The organism is Saprospiraceae bacterium, assembly GCA_016715965.1.
Classification (GTDB): Bacteria; Bacteroidota; Bacteroidia; order Chitinophagales; family Saprospiraceae; genus Vicinibacter.
Window position 1 is genome coordinate 1,079,215 of the sequence record JADJXG010000001.1, and the last position, 26,743, is coordinate 1,105,957.

Genomic DNA, 26,743 nt, shown 5'->3' on the forward strand with positions numbered 1-26,743 from the left:
TGCCGATCCCCAAGTGGACTTAGGGATCGGTTCCCTCGCTATCGATTGATCAATATCACTCGATTCCTTCGGACCGCTCGGTCATAGTAAACAATTTTACCGTGTCCCTCCCCAAGTTCACTTGGGAGGTGGATTTCTTAATACTGTGTCTTTTCTCTTTCTTTTTGCGGCCACCTCCAAGCGCTTACGCGTTCCTTCACTTGGCGCACTGTCGTACGCCACCATGCCTTCGGCATGGTGGGGATTTCTTAAAACTGCGTCCAGGATAGGTTTTTGTGCGGCTCTCGCTGTTGCCGATCCCCAAGTGGACTTGGGGATCGGGTCCCTCGCTATCGATTGATCAATATCACTCGATTCCTTCGGACCGCTCGGTCATAGTAAACAATTTTACCGTGTCCCTCCCCAAGTTCACTTGGGGTGGATTTCTTAATACTGTGTCATGCTCGCTTGAATGACTCCCTCTGTTGCCATGCGCAGGAGCGCATGGTTCTGTCGCTATCGAGTGATCAATATCACTCGATTCCTCCGGACCGCTCTGTCATAGTAAACAATTTTACCGTGTCCCTCCCCAAGTTCACTTGGGGGGTGGATTTCTTAATACTGTGTCATGCTCGCTTGAATGACTCCCTCTGTTGCCATGCGCAGGAGCGCATGGTTCTGTCGCTATCGAGTGATCAATATCACTCGATTCCTCCGGACCGCTCTGTCATAGTAAACAATTTTATTTCTTAATGCTGTGTCTTGACACGGAAGAGCTTAAATCAAAATTAGATGTTTCAGTAAACAATTTTATTTCTTAATGCTGTGTCTAGATTAAAGGATGTGCCAATACTTATAGAGAGTTTCAGTAAACAATTTTATTTCTTAATGCTGTGTCAGAGAAGGGTCTCCATCGAGCACCGGGAAGACGTTTCAGTAAACAATTTTATTTCTTAATGCTGTGTCATTGTCTTCTGACCCAGCCAGTCCAGGGTCGGGTTTCAGTAAACAATTTTATTTCTTAATGCTGTGTCATACTGAGGGAGAGAAATGGTCCTTTATTGGAGTTTCAGTAAACAATTTTATTTCTTAATGCTGTGTCGCTGAAGTCGTACTAACAGATGGGACTATATAGTTTCAGTAAACAATTTTATTTCTTAATGCTGTGTCTTGTTTTTTCAAACCTTAAATTTAAAAAAATGGTTTCAGTAAACAATTTTATTTCTTAATGCTGTGTCAGAAGGGTATTACTTAATGATGAGTGAAGAACTGTTTCAGTAAACAATTTTATTTCTTAATGCTGTGTCTTACGGTGTGTTGGGTTCATCAAAATATGTGTGTTTCAGTAAACAATTTTATTTCTTAATGCTGTGTCGCAGGAAGTGGCGCCGAAGGCGTAAAGGAAGAGTTTCAGTAAACAATTTTATTTCTTAATGCTGTGTCCTATTCGAGGATGAGGGCCTTGCCTCGGAGTAGTTTCAGTAAACAATTTTATTTCTTAATGCTGTGTCGTGTTCGAAGGAACTGTATTGGCTCCGAAAGGGTTTCAGTAAACAATTTTATTTCTTAATGCTGTGTCCAACAGGAGTTTATCCAAAAAGTAACGGATTGGTTTCAGTAAACAATTTTATTTCTTAATGCTGTGTCTGGCTAGCGATTTTCAATCAAAGGCGTTTGTTGGTTTCAGTAAACAATTTTATTTCTTAATGCTGTGTCTTCCAAAAGGTATCAACTGCAGCCCCTATCTTGTTTCAGTAAACAATTTTATTTCTTAATGCTGTGTCTATTATATGAAAGCGATACACTCAAAGTATCAGTTTCAGTAAACAATTTTATTTCTTAATGCTGTGTCTGGAAACCCTGCCCGTATTCGAGGGGACCGTCGTTTCAGTAAACAATTTTATTTCTTAATGCTGTGTCTTCCTCCGATAGATTTTACTGGAGGAGTGAAAGTTTCAGTAAACAATTTTATTTCTTAATGCTGTGTCACAAACAATTTTTGGCAGCGTATGAAAGATCAGTTTCAGTAAACAATTTTATTTCTTAATGCTGTGTCCTTATTAATACAATGTTTGTTAAAAGCGTCCCGTTTCAGTAAACAATTTTATTTCTTAATGCTGTGTCCAAGAAATGGGTGAAAAATATCTTCCCTCTGTGTTTCAGTAAACAATTTTATTTCTTAATGCTGTGTCTTTTACAGGGGCGCAAACATTCAATGACGTAAGTTTCAGTAAACAATTTTATTTCTTAATGCTGTGTCCCAGACGACCGCCTTGCGTAGCTGCCTAGTAAGTTTCAGTAAACAATTTTATTTCTTAATGCTGTGTCAAATACACCCGCAGTCCTTGTCGGTAAAATATGTTTCAGTAAACAATTTTATTTCTTAATGCTGTGTCTGTATCAGTAGTTTATGAATTATGATAAAAGAGTTTCAGTAAACAATTTTATTTCTTAATGCTGTGTCTTAATCACTCCAAAAACCACGAAGAGGAACCAGTTTCAGTAAACAATTTTATTTCTTAATGCTGTGTCCGAAATGCAGCTTTAGTAAGTTTCCGCATTAAGTTTCAGTAAACAATTTTATTTCTTAATGCTGTGTCTGGAAATCCAGAGTCAATGACAGACAAATTGGGTTTCAGTAAACAATTTTATTTCTTAATGCTGTGTCCTATTGAGGCCCCGGCGGCTAAAAACGATCTGCGTTTCAGTAAACAATTTTATTTCTTAATGCTGTGTCTATTGAGTCTCCTGCTTCAACCAACGATCTCCGTTTCAGTAAACAATTTTATTTCTTAATGCTGTGTCAATAATCTGGAGGCATGTGAAAATATATTCAGGTTTCAGTAAACAATTTTATTTCTTAATGCTGTGTCTTGGTAATCATTACTTTACCCATAAATAAAATGTTTCAGTAAACAATTTTATTTCTTAATGCTGTGTCAAAAAGATATTCAGTATAATCCTTCGGCTGAAGTTTCAGTAAACAATTTTATTTCTTAATGCTGTGTCGCACTGATTTGGGCAATTCCTGCGGCAATGGCGTTTCAGTAAACAATTTTATTTCTTAATGCTGTGTCTGTCCATACATGGCGGTCACTAAAAAAGAAATGTTTCAGTAAACAATTTTATTTCTTAATGCTGTGTCGATGAAGGACTCGCAGGCGAGTACCTTCATTTGTTTCAGTAAACAATTTTATTTCTTAATGCTGTGTCGAAAAATACTCCGCAGGAGTGGAGTGTAGGAGGTTTCAGTAAACAATTTTATTTCTTAATGCTGTGTCCCACAAGTTGCTAATCCTGTTTCCTCGCAGATGTTTCAGTAAACAATTTTATTTCTTAATGCTGTGTCGACGGAGACCCCGTCATTACCGCCGCAGGCCAGTTTCAGTAAACAATTTTATTTCTTAATGCTGTGTCGCGTATGTAGAGCATTTCGCACCCATGCAAATGTTTCAGTAAACAATTTTATTTCTTAATGCTGTGTCGGTGTGAGTAAAACACTAAGAATTCCAAAAATGTTTCAGTAAACAATTTTATTTCTTAATGCTGTGTCGTAAAGGACAGGACGTACCGGTAAGGGGTTCCGTTTCAGTAAACAATTTTATTTCTTAATGCTGTGTCCCCTCTAGTACTGGCAAAACCTTGTTGCATGGTGTTTCAGTAAACAATTTTATTTCTTAATGCTGTGTCACGACGAAGACAAAAGATCCTATTCTGGTAGTGTTTCAGTAAACAATTTTATTTCTTAATGCTGTGTCGGTTTAGAGACCGTACCTGTCTTCGAAGGCACGTTTCAGTAAACAATTTTATTTCTTAATGCTGTGTCACTTACTAAAAGATACCGATATAGCCTTACATGTTTCAGTAAACAATTTTATTTCTTAATGCTGTGTCAAAAAGAAAAACAAACTGCAAGCTCCCCCAAGGTTTCAGTAAACAATTTTATTTCTTAATGCTGTGTCGAAAGATTCACTGGCATTATTTCAGAACAACTGTTTCAGTAAACAATTTTATTTCTTAATGCTGTGTCTGGAAGGAACAGAGAAGGGAAAACAACTATTTGTTTCAGTAAACAATTTTATTTCTTAATGCTGTGTCATACTTATAGCTAGAGAAGCACATCTTATCTTGTTTCAGTAAACAATTTTATTTCTTAATGCTGTGTCTTTCAAAATTTAATCCTTTGGATGTGCTTAAAGTTTCAGTAAACAATTTTATTTCTTAATGCTGTGTCATGCAAAACCTTTCAGCCGCTTTCTTTTCCCAGTTTCAGTAAACAATTTTATTTCTTAATGCTGTGTCATTTATGGATACTGCATTATCCACACGTTGGTGTTTCAGTAAACAATTTTATTTCTTAATGCTGTGTCCGGTAAAAAGCAGTGCTATTTTATTGTTAAGAGTTTCAGTAAACAATTTTATTTCTTAATGCTGTGTCAGGGGTGCCGAGTTCAACAGGGAAAACGTTGTGTTTCAGTAAACAATTTTATTTCTTAATGCTGTGTCCGCAGTTTTTAATCAACTGCCGGATGATGAGGCAAATATATAACTTTTTTTCGGAGCTCAGATCCAAAGTATCTTTGGTGGATTCAAAATGGCGTCCAGATCCGCCGGTTCTCCTAAAAAATGCATCTGTCTCAGATCTATGGGTTTGACCGTCATAATATTTAGTTTATCGCCAGGTCCTAGCTTGTCTTTGATTACCTGATCGATTTCATCCCTGCAATACCGCCATTGGCTGTCACTGTGCATACCGCAAAATACAGAATACTGTAATCGGACAAATCCCAGCGCTTCCAACTTGTTGTGCAGCTTGGTCCGGACCGGATTGCTCTCGATGTCGTAGAAAATCATCCTTGTCCTCATTCTTCTCCCCGGATGGTCCTCACCAATTTCTGGCTCAGGTGGTGAATGTGGTCTATTTTCTTAATGCGCTTTGCATTGAGCAGACTCCTCTGATCCATTTCTTTGAAAAACTGCCCGATCAAAATCTTGCGGTGGGCAAGACTCAGACTTAGATCTCCTTCTCTGATCTCTTGAGGGATTCTTTTTTGAATATACAACTGCATCAACATCTTGTCCACCCAGGGTCTGAAGGGCTCTATCTGGTCAAAGACCAGACTGGGCTTGTCATACTGGATGGCGTGAAGCAATCCCATGTAGGGATCCAAACCATACATCAGCAGGCTGGATTCGACCATACCATACAAAATCCCATACATGTAATTGAGACTCTGGTTGAACTGGTCTTTGGCACGTCTTTTTTCCCTACCTTCAAATTTGATATACTTGTTCATTCCAATCGATACACCGCTCCAATACCATTTTGAAGCTGCTCCTTCACATCCTCTGATGCTCTCCTGGTTTTTTGCTTCTGCTAACATTCTCCGAAGATGTTCCATTTTGATCATGATCCTTTGAAGCTCCCAGGCTGCCGAAGACACCCTGTCTGCCAACCAACGCAGATTTTGGATTTGATGCCGGCATTTGTGGTCCAGGAGCCCTGTGACCCACTTCAAACAATCAGGTCCATCGCAAAAATAAACTTGTTGCTTCCTCAATTGCGCAATGTTGGCGTACTTGGGACTCCAGACCCAGGCTTCTACCCTACCGGTATTGGAATACATCAGAACCGGCACCTGGTGATTGGCCGCCGCACAAAGCACCGCTGTGGTTACGGTAGCTGGTTTCAAAATATTGATGCTGCTGATTTTAAGGAAACTGGATTTCCTTTCGATTTCTCCGTACACGATTCTCAGCATCTCTTCTTCGATGTCCAGTTTTACGCCGTATTCTTCAATAAAAACATGCATACTTTCGTTTATTTAGAATCCATAAGGCAGGTCAAGCCAATGCACGCTTTCAAAATCTTCCAGCGCTTCTTTGGCCTGATCCATTTGGTCCCTGAGATAGTCGATCCGCTCATTGTCGGGCTCCACCAATTGGGCAAAACTGAGCTTGCCTCTTAATTCTTGCTCGAACAATTTGAGTTTTTTCATCGATGCTCCTGTGCGGTATCGGGCTTCAACTTCATAATATGTAATGTATCGCCCAATTTCAGTTTCCAGCTGCCGCAAATAGTTTTCTTCCAGACAGACTTCTCCCATTTTCAAAAAAAGTCCGGTGATTTCCTTTGGGTTGTTTTCTTTGGCCCACCGTATTTTTTTGGGATTGACTTCAAAACCACAGGTCTGTACGCAATGTAGAAAATGTTCGTAATCGATTCTGCTGATTGCTTGCTTACTGGAAAAACTCAAATCATCCGCATATCTGGTATAGCTGATCCCGGATTGGCTGCAATAAGCCATGAGTTGTTCGTCCAATGGTATGGCGGCGTAATTGGAAAGCACCGGCGAGGTGGGCGCACCCATCGGCAGTCTGGCTTTGTAGCACACAAGTCTGGCCAACAAGTCAATGAGTGCATCCTCGAATTGTGGAAAATGTCGTGAGAAAATCGCCACCACCTTGTCTTCCCGGATTTGATGAAAAAAATCCTTGAGATCGATGTTGAGCAAATGTTTGCATCCGAGATGCTTTTTGGCATTGGTCACAATGTTGCGATCCTCATCTTCCGATGCGGAGATGACAAAACCGTAAGCAGAGGCGGGACGAACCGAATAATAACAGGCTTGCAGATGTTCGTTGAGTTTTTGCAAGACAGATTTGAGTTTGGGTTCCGGATCCTCGATCTGTCTCCAGCCTCCTCCCGGTTTTGGAATCTGGTATTCCTTGTACCGGGGTTTGAAGGAGAGGAGTTGTAATTTGGCCTCCTCCCTACCGAGCCAATGGGCAAACTCAAAGACCGTCCGCAGTTTTTCAAACCTCTTTGCTTTGGATCGGATGGTACTGCGATTGGCCATGGTTTTATTCCAACATGTCAAACAACTTTATTTGCCTTTGGTGGCTTATCCTCCACCGGACGAAGGATCCCATAGCCAAGGGCTTTGAGATTGCCGATGGATATGCCGGCCGGCAAATCAGCATTGATACCAAGATGCAAATCCACCGATACGTAGGTCAGAGGATCTGGAGAATCTTTTGGATGGTATTTGGCCGTCTTAAATCCTTTTAAATCGATGGTTTTTGCGGTGATTTTAAAATGATCCTTTTGTTCGGGAAAAAACTCTTCCATAAAAAGGACCAGATTGTGTGTGGCCATACGCTCGATCAATTCCAGCTTGTCCACAAAAAATAATTTGGATTTGAACTCCTTGTACCGGTCTTCGTTAAATGGCAGGAAATGGGTCAGACTGTATTTCTTCAGGCTGATCTGGTTCCATATTTTGGGAGGGTCCATTTTTTGTTCGATCAAATCCAAAAGATGCAAATTCACACGACCTCTGCCCCAAGGGATCTCAAATGCAGGTTTTTTCTTCAAAAATTTTACAATTTCATCTGCTCCTTTTCCAATGCCCCATAAGCAGGCGCAGGTATGTCCCATGTGATATTCAGTCCGAAACTGAATCTGGGGATAGCGACGCAGGTTTTTTCCCTGTATTTTGCTGTTGCGCACATTGACGGATTGCTCAAAATCATGGTCTTCTTGTTCTACGATGTGATTGTGCCATACATCGTTTTTGGGATTCTGCAAATGCAAAATCTCCTTTTTGAAGAAAGGAATCTCATGGGGCCGGAGGACGAGATTAAAAATGGCTTGAATGGTTTTGATTTGCTGACTCATGATATAGTATGGGATAAAAGGGGCTCAAAAATGTATTTTTCCAACTGCTCTACCAATTCAGTGGCGTAGAGGGAGTTCATCCCGGAGACCTTCATGACGTGCAGGGATTTGTTGGGATCTGCTTCCTGACAAACCAAGAAGCTTTGTGCAGGATCAAGGCCTAAAAATTCACGCTGGCTGGCAAATTTCTGGTAGTAAGAAGCAATATTTCCGGATTTGCACTCAAACCAGAAAAACTTTTGGTTGACCATCAGCAGCAAATCAATTTCTGTATTTTTACCATCCGGTCTCATCACCCCGGTTTGGCTCAAAAAGTCAAAGTTTTGGATGTGCTGCAAATGTTTGCGCAACAATTCTGCGACCTTGCTTCTAAGCAAAACTTCAAGCCAATAACCCATGATAAATTGGGTGGCCTTGTGGATCTCGGCAATCTCAACGACAACCTCATCCCTGTTGAAATGATATCGATCGATGAGCTCCAATTGGCTTAACTTCTTGCACCACTCCCCAATGTATCTCAACGAACTCTTCTGCATCTTAAACCTAAAATCTTTGCGTCTGTTTTGTGCCAATTTTAAGGTTTCGTAAAATGGCTTTAGTTCGGAATAATGCAAGGCCAAATAATCGCTCACCTGATGCAGATAAGCATCTACTTTAAGAGAATCGGATCCTCCTGCAATCGTAAATTTTTTAGAATTCATCCATTGGGTAATGGCTCCCTTCTTAAATTTCATTCGGGCCATCTCCCTAAATCCAACCAATTCGTCTGAGGGCGGAGGCGTTTTGGCCATGCGCTTCATCACCAAAGCCAACTCCTTGATGTACTGATCTCTTTCTTCGAGGTTTTGTGAGGAGATCAGTGTGATAAAATCGATCAATGCATTGGCCAATTCACGGAAAGCTTCAGGTACTTTCTGTTCTTTTTGATCTCGTTGCTTTTTTTCTGTCATTGCCTGCGCATAATTGCACAAAGTTTACAATCCGTTGAGGGTGGCTGCATAGTGTTCATCCTGGAGTAATGCTCTGCAAGTTTTGAAATATTCCATCCAAAATTTTTTGACTTTAAAAAATCGATCAGTATTGGCGCTGTTGGCTCCGGCAACATAAACATTTACATTGTCTAAGCTGGGAATGCCTTGTGGTTTTTTGGATTCTATATCTATGATTTTTTGAATTCGATCATCGGTAAAATCTTCTTGGGTAAATTTATAGGCTTTGGAGTACTCCTCCATGTCGCTCAACAAGATTAATGTCTTTGTGGAATTTTTCTGAATTTTAAAAACGCTCGCAGCCACCTGCAGTGCGCTGAGGATTTCTGTGGCGGGACTGACCCTTTGGCTCAACAAAATGGTGTCCTGGACCATTCTCGTGATTCTGCTTTTTGATTCCTCAAGGGATTTTTTAAATTTCTTTCTGGCCTTCTTTATTCGATCTTTGTTGGTGGTGCCGGATTCAAAATTCGGAAGTTGCGTATTGACCAAAAAATTCAATTCATTGGCGGATGTTTCGGTGATAAAGGCTACCGCCAATTCATCGCCTTCTCCCATTTTCTGCATGATGGTCACAAAATTTTCTGCATATTGTTTCCTCATGGCTGGATTGTTGCGCACTCCGGACATGTCTATGAGTACACACCAGCCTTTGGGTTCTCTGATAACCGCCTTGTCTGAGTGGCAGGATGCAAAGAATAAAATGCACATTAAAAAAACAAGAATCAATAAATGGTTGGATTTTTTCATTATTTGGCTATCAACTTATATTTTAATGTGTTCAATTTTGGTTAAAACCAGTTTTGGAAAATGGATTGAGGCCCATGATATTTGGATCACAAGACCAGTCCAAAGACGCCGCCATCAACAATTCCGGTACTTTCAATTCTGGTATAGGCTCTTTAAAACAAGGAGGCGTAATGCCATTTTTTCTTACCCCAATATTGGCATCGTGGTAGATGGAGATATACAGTCTGGCTTTTTTAATCAGATCAAAGGCCATCGCCTGGTGGATGTCAAATTCTTCTTTGCGCAGGTGTTTGGCTTTTTCATAAGCAATGCGTGCTTTTTGATACATTCTCGATGCCTGTTGATGATCGCGGGATTCGTGATCAAAGCGCTTGCGGGCTCTGTTCATTCGGATACGCAAGGTGCGGTAGGTTTCCGGATCTGCATGAGAGGCCATATAAGAGACCACCGCTCCAACTAAAAAGATGAGAAGGTTGATGACGATAAATACCATGCTGGCGGCCCATGGAGAAATAGGGGGTGCTTCTTCATCCTCGGTCCAGGCTCCTTCAAACAAGGCTGCTCTAAGCAAACTGATACCCATCAATACAAGGACAGGTACCAACAACATCACCAGGGCCATCCATTTCTCCAGGATGTTTTTATCGGCTTTCTTCAACAACATACCGAGATACATCGCAGACATGGGAAGGGTGGCACTAATCACCAAAGCCATAATATGGGTCTCAAGGTCTTCTGCACCGACCATATTAAAAATTATATAGTTGAAAAAATATTCTCCAACCATCAAAAAGGCGATCCACATCCATTCTGTACGATGGCTGATGGGTGGCTGTCTTTGGGCTTCAAACTCGTCTTCGGCCTGATCAAATTCCTTTTTGGCGAACTCGAGATCTTTGGTCTCTGAAGTCAATGCTTCAGTTGCCATTTGCAATTCCACCAAACTTTTGCAATACTGGTTTTTAAGGACCTTGTCTTCTTCACTCCAGGATATTGCAATATCGGCCAGATCGTCTTCTGCAGCGCGATACAGCTCCAGATCAAAAGACGCCTGCTCTTGTTGATCATCCAATGGCTGCACCGGCATTTCCTTCTTAAAAGGCCAAAAGGCATATTGCCAGCCACGGCCATCTCGCCGTCCTATGCATTCTACCTTGCGTGCTGAGTATCGGAATTTTTGTTTTGGCATGGTTTTTTTGTCTTATAAGATGTAGCTGATAATAATTTTAAAAAGTAATTTATTTTTATTGGCACTTTAAATATAATATTGGGTCTCAATGCGAATGCAATTTTACGCTAATTCTATTTTAGTTGTTCTTCATTCATTATTTTATTATTTGCTTGGTCTAATGTTAATGCCTTGGAAGGATGTGGTTTGTCATAACCGGTTTTATTTGCTGGGCTATCATCCCGATTATCAATCCAAAACTTATATTCATCTAAAATCCGAGTATCCATCAGTTTTTCCTGATTAGGGTCTGGAAAATTTTTCAGGTACAAAGTAACTTCGTATAATATATAGCTTTCAGAATTATATATTTTTACCAACGGGTTCAATTGTGTAATGTATGGAAAAAATTCTAAAAAACGAGCTCCAGACATTTGACTTCCTATTTGTTGTGCCCAAGCCCTAATATCACCTGCTGCAGAAAGATATGCTTCATGACAAGTAAGTATGTATTTGTCACCTAATTTAAAATGAACAGTTAATCTTTTCGGCAGATTTTCTCTCCAATTTTGTCTTAGCCTTGAAATCCACAAAAAGAAAGCAAGAAGAAAAGTTGTTAACCCAACGATTGGATCTATCCATTTTCCCCACCAACTATCCATTACGTTTATATAAAATGGTGTATTGCCATTTGTACATGAAGTCCAAATTATAAGAATTGCAACAACTAAAAAACCGATCAATATATCCGTTTTTTGGTTTTTCCAACTATACTTGAGTATTTGTCTAATTTCTTTCATTATTTGGATTTAAGTTTGGATAGGTTCTAAAACGGCAAAATTTAAATACTGAAATTTTGCTTCCATCAGGCTTGTCCTCGACAATTCTTTTGGTTGTTGATGAAATACAATTGAAACCCTGCCTTTGAGCCAAAGCAACGAACGCCATTGTAAAAGTCATTTCCCCGGCAATATGGATTGCATCTAACCATCTTGGAGATCCAAGATGTAATTTTATATTTTCGAATAATTCAAAAGCCATTGCTTCCACTTCAAAAGTTTCTGCTTCTGGTGGAACATGTGGAAATGGGATATCTTCAATAAGCTGATAACTTTTCTCTGCGGCATCTAATTGTTCTGATGACCATTTTGAAGAAGGGTGATTGGAAAGGTTGATTAACATTGCTTCAAATGCTTTTAAATTCCATTTAAATTAATATTCTCATGATTTCAAAAGTGGGCCCCAATATTCATAAGTCCCAGCTCTGTTCCTATGGTACAGCAACACCGGTATCCAATTATCAAAAACTGCACCAGCCAAAGTTCCTGCCATAACCGGTCCAGCTATAAATAATCTCAGCTCTGTTGCTTCTGATAACGGTCCACGCCTACATTCTCTTAGTTTAGTTAAATAATTTTTTATATCTTCTTTAGAACGCAAACCATCCATTTTTATCTCTTCTATTTTTGAAACAGCAAGTCCTGCACCTTTAAAATATCGCTGAACATCTCCTTTGGCACTTTCCTGAATCTCTAATAATGATATAACCAATGCAAAGGGAACTTCTGATCTTATATTTTTGTATTCATCATAATACTTGTCCCAATCATTCGGTGGTGGTGTGGTTGCTGCCAATTGGGCAATTTTAATGTTTTGACGCTGCAGTTTGAACCAAATGGCAATAGAAATAATCACAGTAATAATGCCAATTATTATACTTGCCTTATCTAATATGTCCCAAACAATCTCTGCGTTCATATATTGAAATTATGGTTTCTTATAAATATCCTTTTGAACGACTTCATTGGGATTAGGTAGGATGGGACGGTTTTTGTATTCGTTTTTCGGCTTCTTCTCATCATCTTCAACTCTGAAATAGGGAGAGTCTTTTGATGGTTTAAATTGAATCTCCATATATCGTGAGATATTAAGCCATTGAAAATTATCCAATTTTTCAATTCCTGTAAAATGACCATTATGATCATATGAAAAACTTAATATTTTTTGGAAATGGGAAAGCCTTTCAATATTCCACAAATTCATTACACCCTCACTTTCTTTGAAAGACATTTGAAGAACACTACAAACCAATTTTGCAAATTTGTTCTTGAAATAATCAGATGAAAGTTTGTTCGTATCTAGCCCTATATGCCAGGCACTTCCATCAAAGAGTTTTCCATATCTTTTTTGTCTGTCAATAATGATGAAATTGCTAATTTCAATTTCTACTGACCCAAGCCCTAATGGCTTACCCATACCCATTTTGTGACAACAGTCCTTTGGCAGTTCAATTGCACAAAGGAGAGCACCCAATTCTTCAGCGGTTAAATTCTCAAATCTCAAGCGAGAACAAAATGACGCTCCTGCTTTAAGCGGTTTGATTTCTTTCGAATGACTATTAGTTTGTGGCCCATTCTCAATCCAGGAATGCTTATCAAGCTTATTTGATGATGTTTTTCGGTGCCAATATCCCTTGTAACCTCTGATGACTGTTTCGCCTCTATCTTTCCAAGTCCTTTGGTTCGTCTCTGATACATTCAGGTCTTTTTGTTCTAAATAGAGTTGGTAAGATGTTGGTTTTGGAGACGATAAAATTTTTGGCAGTTGAGGAATTGACACTTCAAATTGTTCAGGCTCGTTAATTTGTTGAAGAAGCCCATCCTCAAAAAATACGCGTGTAGAATAATCTGTACTGCCAAAAATTGCCTTTGTAAAATCCTCTGTTGTCCCAGAGGAATTTTGAACAATGAAATCTCCTATTTTGTGTTCGTATGGAATTCTGTGAAACTTGGAATTTCCAAATGAAATCACATCGCCATCGGGTGCTCTAAAAAAGACAGGAATTCCTTGAATTGGCACTTGATTCTTTTCAGGGCCAATATGAATATTATCTTTAGTTCCATCTACTATAAATCCTTTTTCAAGAGATTTAAGTATGTGTATTGACTTTTCATCGCGGTTTACATCTCCATTATAACCGTCAATAACATCCCTCGGAACTTCAAAACCATCGCCACTTTTGAAATTTGTTTGAAATTTCCAAACTCTGCATATACCTTGAAATTTTCCAACTGAATACACAACTGAATCATTGTTAAACTTATAGTTGTAGGGAGTCTTTGATAAATTATTCTCTATGTGTTGGACTTGAGTTGGTTTCGTTGTGATTTCGAAAATCTTAAAATTTTTTCCAACTCTTCTGATAAACCCCCATTTAATGTCATTCGGGTTATCATTTATTATGTTGAATCGCTTGTAAAAATGCTTGTTGTCATAAAACTCTATCTTACTAAATGACAATATTTCAACCATATTCCGTATTAATCCTCGAAATGTACTGCCGGGAATTATTGGTTTCCCGTTTATCACCCTAAAAAAATCGGTCTGCTCCTTCTCTTGTCTGATAAAAAAAGGCGTTACTGTTTTAATTTGCACATCAACATATCCCGAATACCGCTTATTATCTTCTCTGTTTAGTTTTGCATCTTCAGAATAGAATCTATCATGGTTGGGCTGTGGCTGTCCAGATATGACAGTTTCATTCAACGGAACAAAATTGTATGGAGCCCGCGCAGGTTCTCTGTTATTTTGATTCATTTGACCTTGATTTTGAATTTTTGTTGGCAAAGCTTGTTCGATAAAAGGAATGCCATCTTTCATTTTACTCTCATCATAATTCACCTCTAATTTTTCAGATGCCTTAATATCAGCCTTGAAGTAACCTCTGGGCAATTTAATTTCTTTCCCATCCTCCAATATAAGGTACTTAAGTTTATCATTTGGATTAAAATATATCTTGCCCTTTTTCATAAGTTATAAATTTTTATATTCAACAAATCTACTGTCCACAAATCCTGCTTGGCCGATTTCATTGTATTCAATGTAATTACGAGTTGTTATATACCATTTTTCTCCTTCTTTTGAGATAGGTAATTGACGAACGATCACACCACGGAGCAACATATTTGTGTCTACATATAATTTTTCTCCTTTAGAACCATCAATATCTGTTCTCAAACGCCCCATCAACCCACTAACATTCCGCCAAAAATGATATTCTTTACTTTCGTTGAATGCGCGTATACGTTCAATGTGTTTAGCATTGGTTTCCGGTGTCTTTTGCCAAGAGATTTTCCCGTTAGTAATACTTCCTACAAATACGCCATGATATTGCCATAGCAGGAGATGACCGTTTTTCAAATCAGATGCGAGTGTATCCAAGCCGCTCCACGTTATTGGCTCGTGGGAAGTATTTATTTCCTTGGCTTGATATGCTGTTGTTTTATCGCTCATACAATTACGGGTTTAAATGTTAATGCTTCGTTGAAATCCTTTATTAATTCATCTTTATGTCCAGTGATAGAAATTCCATTGTCCTTTATATCAATGGTTGCGGTTTTCCCATCCCATTCCACACTGGCTTTTTGTCCTTGCAAAATTCCTCTTCCAACGTTTTTTTCTCCACCTACAGCAAGATCTTCGGTCCATAGATCTTTCAGTAAGTGCAGCAGCAAAGCCGCTTCCCAATTTTTGTAATTACGTATGGTAAAAATCAATTCAAATGGGACATCGCCATTTCTCCAAACCGGCTCGGAATTGAAAAGTGCGCCACTCATTACTCCACCAGTGAAACGGTCTATGCGGATACGGTTTTGCATCATCGCAGTAACCCCTTTAAGCTCGCTTTCATCAATGCAAAGACGGCTTTTTTGGGCTTTGTATCTTTTGCCTTTGTCGTCCACCCAGCCCATGAAGTCATTGAGAGAGTCAATAGGGAACCCTAATGTATTGAAGATTTTTATAGCCCTGTGCCGCAAAGCACCTTTTATAGATTTGGCGGTGATTATATGCTTGCCATTGCTCATCAAATGTGACTTATCAGGTTTAGAAGCATCTTCATTATACGAGCCTATGATGAGGGCGCTTTTAAGTTTGAATTGGGCTTTCAGCTGGAAGGTGTTTGTGTCCTCGATTTTGAATTTCTCGATAATTGCTGCTTCATCCCACTTTCTTGTTCTGATAAAATCAAACCACTTTTTAGCTTCTTTTTCGTTACCGTTTTCACCAAAGTTAAATGTGGCAGTTTTCCAGTCTTTAACCTCCAGCTTCCCAAAGCCAAAGCCAGTGAGTGCCCCTATCCGGAAATCTTCATGTTTAATGGCGTCTTCCAAAGTGGCGGTCATTTTTTTGAAATACTCTGCATTCATACCGTTGCGGATGGTTACTTCTCCATAGAGAGTAAATGTTGCACCCGGCTCTACCATCTGATAATCGTATTTACCCTTTGGCTCAGTAGTACCGGTGGCATAGTCAATCCTCACCCCGTCACGGATGTTGAGTTTTGGATTGTTAACGCAGATTAAATTTTCTAAATTTAAATGGCTATGAAAAGTGATTTTATCACCATTCTTAATTTCACTACCCCAGTATTGATTGAAAGAATTTTGATCGGCAGTACCCAATTTAAAAGTTTCACAAAAACTTCGCAAGACGCCTCCAAGGGATGAAGCAGGGATGTAGGGTTTGCCATGTAACAACATTACTTCAGCATCAGACACTTCTCCTTCTCCTTTACCAATAAGCATGGGAGATTTGTTTGATAGCACTGCGCTGAAAACGATTTTTCCTATAATCCGGTCATTGTGCCTATTGTATTTTTCACTGCTCATTATCTGTTCATTTTTCTGAAGGTTTGGAAAAAGGTGATCCAATAAAGTTTGCTCTCTTCAAAACTCAATTCGGTGTTCTCTACCTTTATTTTGAACATACAGATGTCATCGAGTAATTCGGCTGAGTTGAGAGATATCTCAGCCGGCTTTCCTTTGATGTCATTAAACCATTTCGTAATGGCTTCTATGTTTTCGGCATTCTTAACCATCATCTCCATTCTACCGATGAGGTGGTTTTTGATCTGATGATGTTCATGGTGTGCAGTAGCATCTTTAATAGCTTTGGTTTTTACTTTAATAAGCTGGTTTTCTGCATCGTAAGCAGCTTTTATTTCTGCCAATATTTCACTTTTTGTTACATCGCTTGTATTTGTAGATGATGGTTTGTAATCGGTGATTTCAAATTGTTTACTTTCTTGCGCGCTGAAGTTCTCCCATTTCACTTTTCCAAATCCCTGTAGATTCCATTCGCCAATTTGGATAGGTGCGTTTATTTGATTTGTTAGACCTGATATTTCCACCACAAAGACACTCCCTTCTTTATAAGCCGAATATTTACCCGACTTAGATTGCCAAACACTGTTGTATTGCTCTATTGTGGTGAAAGCTACAGCAGAGTCCTTAATAGATATTTTTGCATCAGGCAACTTTGCACATAGCGCAGCTTCCAATGTTTTTTTGGTAGGAGATGGAAAGCCAAGCTCATTTAACAAAACCAGAGGTGACTGCAGACTGAGGAGATAGGTTTCGTTAGTGAGTTTTGAGACAAGAGTGGGGTGCTGTTTCGTTTCGTCAGAATAAATTTCCAATTTCACCTCTCCATATTGGGCGGATTTACTTTTCCCTATTTTTAATGTTGAAGTCTCTACTATCAAATCATATATCTGGTTCAACAATTTGCTATCCGATGAAGTGATTGCACCTTCAAAAACCTGATCTTCATTCAGGGCTTCATAATAAAAAATGCCACCACCACCTTCTACTCCGGTAGTGCTGCCTTGCTCTACGTTGCGTCCGGCTTTGCGCATTTGGCGGCTGTTGTGAAAGAAAAATGAAGTGGAAGGTGAGCATTTCTCTAAATTTTGTCTTGCTGTTTCTGCTTCCATAATTCCCCGCCCACCAATAGGTTTGGTAATGTATTTTCCATAATCGCTGTTTTCTTTCCAATGAAAAACATTTACTGGACTTTTATCTTTATGAGAGTATCCTTTAAACTCATGAATATGTAATGGAATTGCTTGGGAATTGTTAAAATGGAGGTTGCCATAAAGAACATCTCCAGATAGGAAGAGATTGAAGAAATTGGGATCTTTATGTGGTTCCGTTCCAGCTAGCAGTTTTTTCTGAATGTAAGTATTCGCCAATAAGCCCCTCATCCTATTGCCGCTGATATACCGTTCTGTTGATACCGTGTTTTGCTCACCCAATTGCATAGCGAGCACCACGGAGGATTGGGTTGTAAGGCGGATGAATAAGGAATTTCTGCCGGTATCAAAAGTTAAATTAGCTCCGGTCTTGTCATCGCTACTTTCAATTTTGGGTTCGGCTTTTGTTCCAATATTTACTTTAATTTTTCCAAATCCACGATTTCGTCTGGTGCCAGCATAGCGCAAGTTAGTGAGTGCGTATTCAAGCCATGTATGCTCATCTTTGCTTAGACCTTTATTAAACTCAAGGGTGCCGAAGAAACTGATGCGGGGATTCAGCACCCTGTAATTACGCAGGCTTCGATCTTTTGCTGTGCCTGAATGTTGGTCTATGGCTGTTTGTTGAATTTCTGTAGTAAAATACTTCTTGATGTTGGATGGCTGATAGGCATGTTCACTGGCTTTTGCTTTTGTTTGTTCTTTTAAATTTTTCCAGCCATCCAAATAAAAATTCGGCACTTGAATGCTGCCATCACCTTCATCGCGGTCTTCTTTACCGAAAATAGATTGGATAACACCACCAACATTATCGTGCCCCAACATTTCCAGCACTTCTTCCATGCTCTCCTTGAGCAAACCTTTCAACCTTCGCCCAGGGAAATAAGGAAATCCAGTAGAATGAAAAACCACATCTGCATCTATAAGCGCATCACCCTCGCCAGAACTTGTGAGAAGATAACTTTCAGTCGTAATTTTTAAATGGATCTTAGTCATAATAATTCTTTTGGATAAAAGTCCAATAATTCTATAATGTCGTAATAGGGTGTTTTTTTATTGTCCCAAAGTTTTTCATGCACATTGGATCCATCATATTTAGGGAGGTTTCTTCCACGAGATTTAGACTCCATTACAAAATAATCTATCGAAGCTGTGTCCTTATGCAACACATCCCGCAATAACATCAGTTTACTTCTAGGCCAGGCTGCATCACCTGAGGTGATTTTTTTCAAATTAACTTTTAGCAATTGTAAGCTTTTTAGGTTTTGATCAATCCTATAAGGTCCAAAGTAGAGATTTCCATTTGTTGTTTTAAACATTTTAGTTTGAACTTCATCAATTGTTCCAGAAAAACCCCCTGAGGAAATTAGGAAACTAAGCCAGCTTGATTTTTCACTTCTTGACGAATTTTTAGCCTGGTTAGTAAGCTCTTCACAGAGCTTATAAGCTCGATAGAAAGGATATTTGGTGTGCACAATAGCCACGCCGGCACAAGCTGCAATGGTTTCACCGCCAACGGGAATGCTTGTTATAAATTCAATCAGTTTTTCAGAAAGATGCACACCCAACCGACCTTCGCAAACAAAAGTAATGTCGTCACCACCTACAATGATTGGGCGGATAGGCAAGATTTTTCTCCCAGCCCAGGTTTGTTCTGTTTTATCGGCATTTTCTCCGGGCTTAAATTCTTTTAGTTCGAAGCCATTGTCTTTGGTTAGTGTTTTCTTTTCAAATAAGTCAACCACATAGCTGATGAGCTTTTTCATCGATTCGTCAGCCAAATTGGAAACTTCACAAGAAAGTTGTCGAAATATGGACAAATCTTCACATTCCATAAAACGCTGACCCATCCCATTCCCATCCACATGCACTACTGCAATGTAGCCCTTATCTTCCAGTTGGGCCAATTGATCCAATTCATCTGTGAAGATGTAATCGTCGTTTAGTTGTTCCTTGTAGGTTTTAGCTAAACTTTCCTGTGCCTTGAGACAAGCATTAAATTTGGCAGCAGACATTACAGAGATGCCTTTTTGCACTTTGTAGTCGGTTTCCCTAGCTTCGTTACTTAGTGGACAGTCATCTACTATTCCATGTTTAAAAGGCATCACATTCACCGAATGTAAACTGCGATTTACAATGATTGATTGCTGCAATTTTTTTCTACTTTCCTGAAACTTATCTGGGACAAACTCATTGGTGATACCGAAAGCTGTTTTAATTCCAGGATATTGTAATAAAACTTTAAGAGAAAATTTCCTAATGAAATTCTTAGCATCATCTAGGTTGTAAAATAGCAGTAAAGCATTTCCTCCACCGATGTAGCCAATTCCTGATTCAAATCCATCTGGCAAAATTTCATCCATATTTTCCTTCCAATGGTCCATAGGTAAATTGCTTGGAAGGCAAGTTTTCAAAACATCTCCGTAAATTTTATGCTCGATGATATAGGATGCCCCAATATTCTCTTTCAACTTATTACTACCAAATATATAAGGCTGAATTGAAACTGTATCAATTAGAACTGCAATAAGTTTGTCAGAATTACTTTCTTTCATAAAATTTTGTTTATGGTCTCATATTAAAATATGTCGAATATTTATTATCAAGTGCTCATCCAACCAGGGAAAAACCTGCGCTCTGTCATAATCTGTTAACTCTACATTGAATTCTTCTCCGCTCTCTGACACCAGGGCCAAAGATATGAGTGTCGTGCGCTGATGCAGACCTGTAAATTCATTGTCTAAAAACAAGAGACTCGCTTTCATTTTTTTGGGGTTATGAACAAATCGTGGTTTAAAATTAGGTTTTTTGGTCGATTTTACATCTATTCGATTGAAATATTTGTTTTTGTAATATATAAATATTTGTATCTGTTAAAAATGTTCATAAGGAATGGAGTCGTTGTGAAAATTAATTCTCAAAAGCCAACACGATCATTAACCTGCAGCCAAAAAATTTAGTTCCATTTTATAAAAATTACTATAAATAAAGATAATTTTTATCAAATTTATTTCACTTTGATTTTTCCTCAATGGATTGTATCCTTCTCAAACCTGTCAACGGAATTCATGGAATCGCAGGTCACAACTCAACACTTAAAACTTAACACTAAAAACTGATTCCAAAAATTTATCCTATTTTTACCCACAAATCACAGGAAATGGAACAGAGACCTTGGCTAAAACACTATCCTGCTGGGATCCCAGCCAACATCGATGCAGAAGCTTATTGCTCACTCATAGAATTTGCAGAAGAGTGTTTTAAAAAGTATAAGAAACTCACCGCCTTTACCCTGATGGGTAAGTCCATCACATACCACGATTTAGACCAGAGGTCCCTGCATTTTGCGGCTTATCTGCATTCCCGCGGCCTAAAACCCGGAGACAAAATTGCCCTGATGATGCCCAACCTTCTTCAGTATCCGGTGGCCATCTTTGGAGCGCTCAGGGCGGGTTTGGTGATCGTCAACACCAATCCGCTTTATACCCCTTATGAGATGGAATATCAATTTAATGATTCAGGTGCCAAAGCGATTGTGATTGCTGAAAATTTTGCGGCCAATCTGGAGAAAATATTGGCAAAAACCCAGATTAAGATCGTCATCACCACCACCATTGGAGAATTTTTGGGGGGAATCAAAGGCTGGGTCGTGGATTTTATGGTGAAAAACATCAAAAAAATGGTGCCGAAATTCAGCATACCCAATACGGTCAGTTTTGGGCACGCCATACAGGAGGGTGCGAGGTTTTCTATCAATGAATTTACACCTGCTTTGGACGATGTGATCCTTTTGCAGTACACAGGTGGCACGACCGGTGTCAGCAAGGGCACCATGCTCACCAACCGCAACATGGTGGCCAATCTTCAGCAAATCCGCGCCATTCTGGGTCCTTATTTGAAAGAAGCTCAGGAGACCACACTTTCTCCTTTGCCAATGTATCATATTTTCGCTTTTGCTGTTAATGTTCTGGCCATGATGGCGATTGGAGCGAATACGGTTTTGATTGTCAATGCCCGCGACATTGGTTCTGTGTCAAAGGCCTTCAAAGACCACAAAATTAGTCTAATGACGGGTGTCAACACCCTTTACAATGCCCTGCTAAACTTTCCGGGATTTGACAAACACGATTTTAGTTCGCTGAGGGTAAGCGTGGGCGGTGCCATGGCCATTCAATCTTCTGTGGCGGATCGCTGGAAACAAGTCACCGGTTGTTCCCTTTGTGAAGGTTTTGGCATGACTGAGACCTCACCGGTCGTATGTCTTAATCCCCTGGACGGATCTGGCAAAATGGGTACAATTGGAATTCCAGTGCCTAGTACGGATGTTCGCATCTTTTCAGAAGATGGTCATGTTTGTGGTCCCAATGAGTCCGGAGAAATACAGGTGAAGGGCCCACAGGTCATGAAAGGTTATTACAACAAACCGGATGAAACTGAGATGACAATCAAAGATGGATGGCTTTGCACCGGTGATATCGGTATGATGGACGAAGATGGATACTTCAAAATTGTAGATCGCAAGAAAGACATGATTCTGGTTTCTGGATTTAATGTCTATCCCAATGAAATAGAAGATGTCATCATGCGTCATCCCAAGGTCCTTGAAGTGGCAGCGGTCGGCAAACCAGACGAAAAATGCGGAGAAATGGTCAAAGTCTTTATTGTTAAGAAAGACCAGAGCCTCAGCTCCTCAGAAATCATCGACTATACCAAAGAATATTTGACGAATTACAAGATCCCCAAGGAGGTTGAATTTAGGGATTCACTTCCCAAAACCAATGTGGGTAAGATTTTAAGAAGGGAGCTCAGAAATGCGTAGGTAATTTAGTTGATCGAATCCTATATTTTCAAACATTGGGTTCAAACCAATTTAGCTATTTGGCATTAATACTCTCTATGAATTCAATGATCAAAAAAGAAATATATTTTTTTAAGTGCTTTTGTATTTTTCTATCGACCCTATTCATATTTTCAAAAAATGTATCCGCATCTTCTTTCACCTCTCCCAACAAAGTCCTCGAAGTAAAATTTTATTTGGATGAAGAAGGGCATCCATATTATGATTTTAAAGCAGAAGGCTTTGAAATTATCAAAAAAGCAAAGCTCGGATTTAAATTGTACCGTCGGGCCAGCTTGGATTCCGGATTTTTAATTGACACCGTCTTTTACGATGAAGTCAATCAAAATTGGGCTCCTGTCTGGGGCGAAGAACGCAATATCAAAGATCATTACAAATCCATGACAGTGGTCTTGCGTAAAAATAATTCAGGATTGAATCGATTATTGCATATCGAATTCAGATTATACAACGAAGGCCTTGGATTCAGATATCTTTTTCCCAAAAATGGCAACCACGGTTTTTTTATCGTCACCGATGAGCTTACGGAATTTAATTTCGAAGAAGACCTCGAGTGTTGGTGGATACCCGGAGATTATGATTCCAATGAATACCCTTATACACAATCAAAATTAAGTCAGATCAACGCTCTATCCATCGGAGATCAAACAAAATTGGATTTTAGACATTTGATCAACGATAGTTTGATTCAAACACCCACATTGATGCGCAACAGTCATGGTGCATTTATGGCCTTGCATGAAGCGGCTTTGCGACATTATCCTGCCATGCATTTGCAAATCGATCGAGTTAAGTCAAAAATTCATTCCCGGCTTGTGCCAAACTCACTCGGACATTGCGCTTATTTGCAGGATGGCGATAAAACACCCTGGAGGGTAATATTGTATGCAAGACAAGCCAAAGAACTTTTAACCAATCGGGTCATATTGAATCTCAATGAACCCTCGATCATTCCAAATTCTGATTTTATCAAACCCGGAAAATACATTGGTGTCTGGTGGGAAATGCACATCGGTAAAAGCAGTTGGAATTATTGGAATTCTACTGATTTCACTCCAATACCAAACCATGGCGCCAATACAAAAAATGTCTTAAGGCACATTGACTTTGCCGCAAAACATGGATTTCCCTATGTGTTGGTGGAAGGATGGAACAGAGGATGGGAAGAATGGTACGGTGTCTGGAAAGAATCCATTTTTAGTTTTACAGAACCTTATCCCGACTTGGATTTAAAACTCCTCAGCGATTATGCCAAATCGAAAAATGTCCAACTCATCATGCATCATGAAACTTCCGGAGCAGTGACTGACTATGAAAGAAAATTGGATTCTGCGATTGCTTTGATGAAACTATTTGGATATCCGGGAATCAAGGGAGGTTATGTTGGTAAAATTATTCCTCGGGGAGAACACCATGATGGCCAATGGATGGTAGAACACTACGAAAGATTGGCCCAAAAAATGGCACAAAATAAACTAACTCTCGATCTCCACGAATCTGTCAGACCAACAGGCCTTCACAGAACCTATCCCAATTGGTGGACCAACGAAGCTGCAAGGGGAAATGAATTTAATGCCTGGAGCAAGGGTAATCCTCCTGAACACGAAACCATCCTTCCATTTACGAGATTGTTGGGCGGACCAATGGATTATACACCGGGTATATTCCAGATTAAAATGAATGTGTATGATTCAGCAAGAAAAGAGCAGGTCCACACCACCATTGCCAAACAATTGGCCTTGTACATAACCATGTACAGTCCCCTGCAAATGGCCGCAGACCTCATCGAAAATTATGAAAAACAAACCGATCTCTTCCAATTTATCAAGGATGTTCCCACGGATTGGGATAGCACCGTAGTCCTGGATGCTTTTCCTGGTGACTTTATCTATATGGCAAGAAAAACCAAAGGATCTGAGCACTGGTTTTTTGGCGCTATCACAGACGAAAATGAGAAAATTTTAGAGTTTGAACCCTCCTTTCTGATTCCGGATTCAAAATACAACATCACCATTTACAGGGATGGTGATGATGCTCACTGGGAATCAAATCCTATGAGCTATAAAATAGAAAAGAAAACGATTCGCTCAAAGGAAAAAATTAAAATCAAATTGGCTCCGGGTGGCGGATGCGCCATCCATTTTGCACCTGTCGCTCAAAAAAGAAAAGGGAAATAAAATAAGAAAAATTGTCAAAAAGCCCTTTTGAAAATTCCATGTTGAACTGTCCAAAATTCAAACAAAAAATGAATTTTTCATTTAAAAGTTTACAATTTCATTTATCTTAGCGTACCGTTCATTTGAAATTTTAAACCCGATGAGACTTATTCTGCAGTACACTCCGTATTTTCATAATTTAAGTGGCTTTTTTTTCTGCCTTCTAATTCTCATCTTTGAATCAAAGGCACAAAATCCCGAAGCAAAACCAGCCTACCCATTGTCCATACAAGAACAATTTGTATCTATTCCCAGTCCTCCATTATTGAGGGTGCCATTGCACATGGAGTTTACACCCAAACAAGCCAACATGGATTTTGATCCATCCATCAAAAACCTGATAGCACCTCATCGTTCGAAAGAACAGGAAGAGTCTATGAAATTGCATCGTCTTAAAATAGATGCGATTAAAAATGACCCTTCTGTCAGAAGAAAGGGTACAGATGAAGCAGAATCCGGCGGGCCCTTAAAATTAACCATCGGAACCACATTTTATGGGGACATAGACGGAGCCTGTCCCAATGACAATACCATTGCCGTTTCCAAGGCAGGTCGAATCATCTCAATGATGAATTCCCACGTGGGTATTTACAATACATCAGGAGCAAAATTGAATTTCTATACCCTGACTGAATTTTTTAGGGGAAGCACGAATTCTTCTCCATGCGATCCAAAGGTGGAATACGATCCTGTAGCAGACCGATTTTTTATGTTTATCCAGGATTGCGGATCAGACAATACCAAAAACAACATTGCATTCGGATTTTCTAAAACCAATGATCCAAATGGCAGCTGGAATATCTACAAATTTGCCACCGATCCTTTTGGAGATGGTTCCTGGTCTGATTATCCCAAAGTGGCCATCAATCAAGATGAGGTATTTGTCTCCATCAATCTGTTTGGAAAAAATGGTGGTTCGTATCGTCAGGCCATTCTATATCAGCTGGATAAAACGGATGGGTATGCAGGAAGAACAATGGATTATAAAATCTGGACCGGTTTTAAAAACGGTACCATTCTTCCCATCCGCTCAGGAGCCAATGGTCATTATGGTCCCGGCATTTATGCAGTTCAAGCTGTTGCGGGGGGAGGCTCCTACATCAACTATTATGACATTACCGGCAAACTCAGCGATGCAAACAGCCGATTAATCCATCAACAACTGAACACAGATGCATATCAACCTGGTTCTCCAGCTTATCAATACAATACAAGTTATCGTCTGGATGTTGGTGATTGCAGAATGCAGGATGGATATTACCAAAACGGTGTGATTCATTTTGTGTTTACTGCAGAAGATGGTTCTGGTTACAGTGGCATCCGGTACCACCGGATTGATCCGGTTAAATTGGATATCAATAATTATCAGTTTTTCTCGTCTGCTGATGAAAGAGATTTTGCTTACCCAGCAATCTCACCCTTTTCAAACATTCCCACCGATCGCAGCTCAGTGATCCATTTTGCTTCATCCGGAAAAGATTTTTATCCGGATATGCGTGCCAAACTTTATCACCATGACTTTAGTTCGGATAATTCCATTCGCGTGAAAGTGGGTCCGGGCCCTAACAAAGATTGTGACAATGGTGATTATGTGCGCTGGGGAGATTACAGTGGAATCGCGCGCCATTACGGCCTGAGCGCCCCCACAGTCTGGATTGCTGGAAGCGTCGGCAATGATATCAAATACAGTTGGTGGACCTACATTGCAGAAATCAAGGCTGTGGCCACAGCCACCCATGATCCACTTACAAGCCATGAGGTTGTGCTTTCCCCCAACCCCGCATTTGATAAAGTGAAGGTAGAATTTGAACTTAAACAAGCAACTCCCCTGATTTTTGCCATTTACAATTCGACAGGTCAGCTCGTGAGCCGTATCTTCGAATCTGATGTGGCTCAGGGCAACAACGTATTTTCATTTTCAACAGGTCAATTGGTGGCCGGCAACTACTTTTTAAAAATCCTAAACAATCAAAATGAAATACTTAAAACAGAACCTTTTGTGGTGGTGGGTCATTAGTTGCTTGCTTTTTTCCTGTTCTACTAAAAATGGAACCCTGAAAAGTGGTCCCCCTATAGAAGTTACACCAACAAATGATCCTAAAACAGACAGCACTTCTACTCCCAAATTTGGATCTCCAAATCACGAATACGATCAACACAAAATTGACTCCATCAAAAAACATCAAAAGAAAGGGAGGTAACCATCCATTGATAGTATCAATTCAAAAAGTTTTGAACGCATTCAATCGTTGAAATTCCGCATACCTATATCTGCAGGAATCATTTCA

The 26,743-nt window shown here is 39.6% G+C and carries 20 protein-coding genes and 1 CRISPR repeat array; of the genes, 4 read left to right on the forward strand and 16 right to left on the reverse strand.

Annotated elements, in window-relative coordinates; translation table 11 throughout:
* Positions 1 to 705: 705 nt before the first annotated feature.
* A CRISPR array of direct repeats spans positions 706 to 4,485; the repeat unit is 36 nt; unit sequence GTTTCAGTAAACAATTTTATTTCTTAATGCTGTGTC.
* 57 nt (positions 4,486 to 4,542) lie between these two features.
* The 16 genes from cas2 to IPM48_03940 all read right to left on the reverse strand — a co-directional run bounded on the left by cas2 (position 4,543) and on the right by IPM48_03940 (position 20,146).
* Positions 4,543 to 4,833 (reverse strand): CRISPR-associated endonuclease Cas2, encoded by a 291-nt coding sequence (gene cas2, locus IPM48_03865; protein ID MBK9270710.1) that lies wholly within the window; start codon positions 4,831 to 4,833, stop codon positions 4,543 to 4,545.
* An 8-nt stretch (positions 4,834 to 4,841) separates the two neighbouring features.
* Complete coding sequence (cas1, locus tag IPM48_03870; GenBank protein MBK9270711.1) at positions 4,842 to 5,792, reverse strand: CRISPR-associated endonuclease Cas1; 951 nt, start codon at positions 5,790 to 5,792, stop codon at positions 4,842 to 4,844.
* Positions 5,793 to 5,804: 12 nt separating this feature from the next.
* Positions 5,805 to 6,839: an RNA-directed DNA polymerase gene (locus IPM48_03875; protein MBK9270712.1), complete on the reverse strand. Its 1,035-nt coding sequence runs from the start codon at positions 6,837 to 6,839 to the stop codon at positions 5,805 to 5,807.
* Positions 6,840 to 6,856: 17 nt separating this feature from the next.
* Positions 6,857 to 7,660 (reverse strand): hypothetical protein, encoded by an 804-nt coding sequence (locus tag IPM48_03880; GenBank protein MBK9270713.1) that lies wholly within the window; start codon positions 7,658 to 7,660, stop codon positions 6,857 to 6,859.
* On the reverse strand, positions 7,657 to 8,610 hold the full coding sequence (locus IPM48_03885) for a hypothetical protein (GenBank protein MBK9270714.1): 954 nt from the start codon (positions 8,608 to 8,610) through the stop codon (positions 7,657 to 7,659). The genes IPM48_03880 and IPM48_03885 overlap by 4 nt, the downstream gene beginning before the upstream one ends.
* 24 nt (positions 8,611 to 8,634) lie before the next feature.
* Positions 8,635 to 9,399: a hypothetical protein gene (locus IPM48_03890; GenBank protein ID MBK9270715.1), complete on the reverse strand. Its 765-nt coding sequence runs from the start codon at positions 9,397 to 9,399 to the stop codon at positions 8,635 to 8,637.
* 31 nt (positions 9,400 to 9,430) lie between these two features.
* On the reverse strand, positions 9,431 to 10,588 hold the full coding sequence (locus IPM48_03895) for a hypothetical protein (protein MBK9270716.1): 1,158 nt from the start codon (positions 10,586 to 10,588) through the stop codon (positions 9,431 to 9,433).
* A 113-nt stretch (positions 10,589 to 10,701) separates the two neighbouring features.
* Positions 10,702 to 11,367, reverse strand: a complete 666-nt coding sequence (locus IPM48_03900) for a hypothetical protein (GenBank protein MBK9270717.1) — start codon at positions 11,365 to 11,367, stop codon at positions 10,702 to 10,704.
* Entirely contained in the window at positions 11,354 to 11,749 is a 396-nt protein-coding gene (locus IPM48_03905; protein ID MBK9270718.1) for a CRISPR-associated protein, read from the reverse strand. Before IPM48_03905 ends, IPM48_03900 begins: the two co-directional genes overlap by 14 nt.
* A 39-nt stretch (positions 11,750 to 11,788) precedes the next feature.
* On the reverse strand, positions 11,789 to 12,325 hold the full coding sequence (locus tag IPM48_03910; GenBank protein MBK9270719.1) for a hypothetical protein: 537 nt from the start codon (positions 12,323 to 12,325) through the stop codon (positions 11,789 to 11,791).
* 9 nt (positions 12,326 to 12,334) lie between these two features.
* Positions 12,335 to 14,377, reverse strand: a complete 2,043-nt coding sequence (locus IPM48_03915) for a TIGR03986 family CRISPR-associated RAMP protein (protein MBK9270720.1) — start codon at positions 14,375 to 14,377, stop codon at positions 12,335 to 12,337.
* A gap of 3 nt (positions 14,378 to 14,380) precedes the next feature.
* The gene (locus IPM48_03920) at positions 14,381 to 14,860 is read right to left on the reverse strand and encodes a hypothetical protein (protein ID MBK9270721.1); all 480 of its coding nucleotides are present in this window, start codon (positions 14,858 to 14,860) and stop codon (positions 14,381 to 14,383) included.
* Positions 14,857 to 16,236, reverse strand: coding sequence for a hypothetical protein (locus IPM48_03925; protein MBK9270722.1), 1,380 nt, complete (start codon positions 16,234 to 16,236; stop codon positions 14,857 to 14,859). Before IPM48_03925 ends, IPM48_03920 begins: the two co-directional genes overlap by 4 nt.
* A complete protein-coding gene (locus tag IPM48_03930) occupies positions 16,236 to 18,377 on the reverse strand; it encodes a hypothetical protein (GenBank protein MBK9270723.1) in 2,142 nt (713 codons plus the stop codon). The genes IPM48_03925 and IPM48_03930 overlap by 1 nt, the downstream gene beginning before the upstream one ends.
* Positions 18,374 to 19,936 carry a hypothetical protein gene (locus IPM48_03935; protein ID MBK9270724.1) on the reverse strand — a complete coding sequence of 521 codons (1,563 nt, stop codon included), beginning with the start codon at positions 19,934 to 19,936 and terminating at the stop codon, positions 18,374 to 18,376. Before IPM48_03935 ends, IPM48_03930 begins: the two co-directional genes overlap by 4 nt.
* A gap of 18 nt (positions 19,937 to 19,954) precedes the next feature.
* Complete coding sequence (locus IPM48_03940; GenBank protein ID MBK9270725.1) at positions 19,955 to 20,146, reverse strand: hypothetical protein; 192 nt, start codon at positions 20,144 to 20,146, stop codon at positions 19,955 to 19,957.
* A gap of 395 nt (positions 20,147 to 20,541) precedes the next feature.
* Between IPM48_03940 and IPM48_03945 the strand changes: the two genes are divergently transcribed.
* The 4 genes from IPM48_03945 to IPM48_03960 all read left to right on the forward strand — a co-directional run bounded on the left by IPM48_03945 (position 20,542) and on the right by IPM48_03960 (position 26,656).
* Positions 20,542 to 22,200 carry an AMP-binding protein gene (locus IPM48_03945; GenBank protein MBK9270726.1) on the forward strand — a complete coding sequence of 553 codons (1,659 nt, stop codon included), beginning with the start codon at positions 20,542 to 20,544 and terminating at the stop codon, positions 22,198 to 22,200.
* 86 nt (positions 22,201 to 22,286) lie between these two features.
* Positions 22,287 to 24,416 carry a glycoside hydrolase family 97 protein gene (locus IPM48_03950; GenBank protein MBK9270727.1) on the forward strand — a complete coding sequence of 710 codons (2,130 nt, stop codon included), beginning with the start codon at positions 22,287 to 22,289 and terminating at the stop codon, positions 24,414 to 24,416.
* A 139-nt stretch (positions 24,417 to 24,555) separates the two neighbouring features.
* On the forward strand, positions 24,556 to 26,472 hold the full coding sequence (locus IPM48_03955) for a T9SS type A sorting domain-containing protein (protein ID MBK9270728.1): 1,917 nt from the start codon (positions 24,556 to 24,558) through the stop codon (positions 26,470 to 26,472).
* Positions 26,429 to 26,656 carry a hypothetical protein gene (locus IPM48_03960; GenBank protein ID MBK9270729.1) on the forward strand — a complete coding sequence of 76 codons (228 nt, stop codon included), beginning with the start codon at positions 26,429 to 26,431 and terminating at the stop codon, positions 26,654 to 26,656. Before IPM48_03955 ends, IPM48_03960 begins: the two co-directional genes overlap by 44 nt.
* Positions 26,657 to 26,743 lie beyond the last annotated feature (87 nt).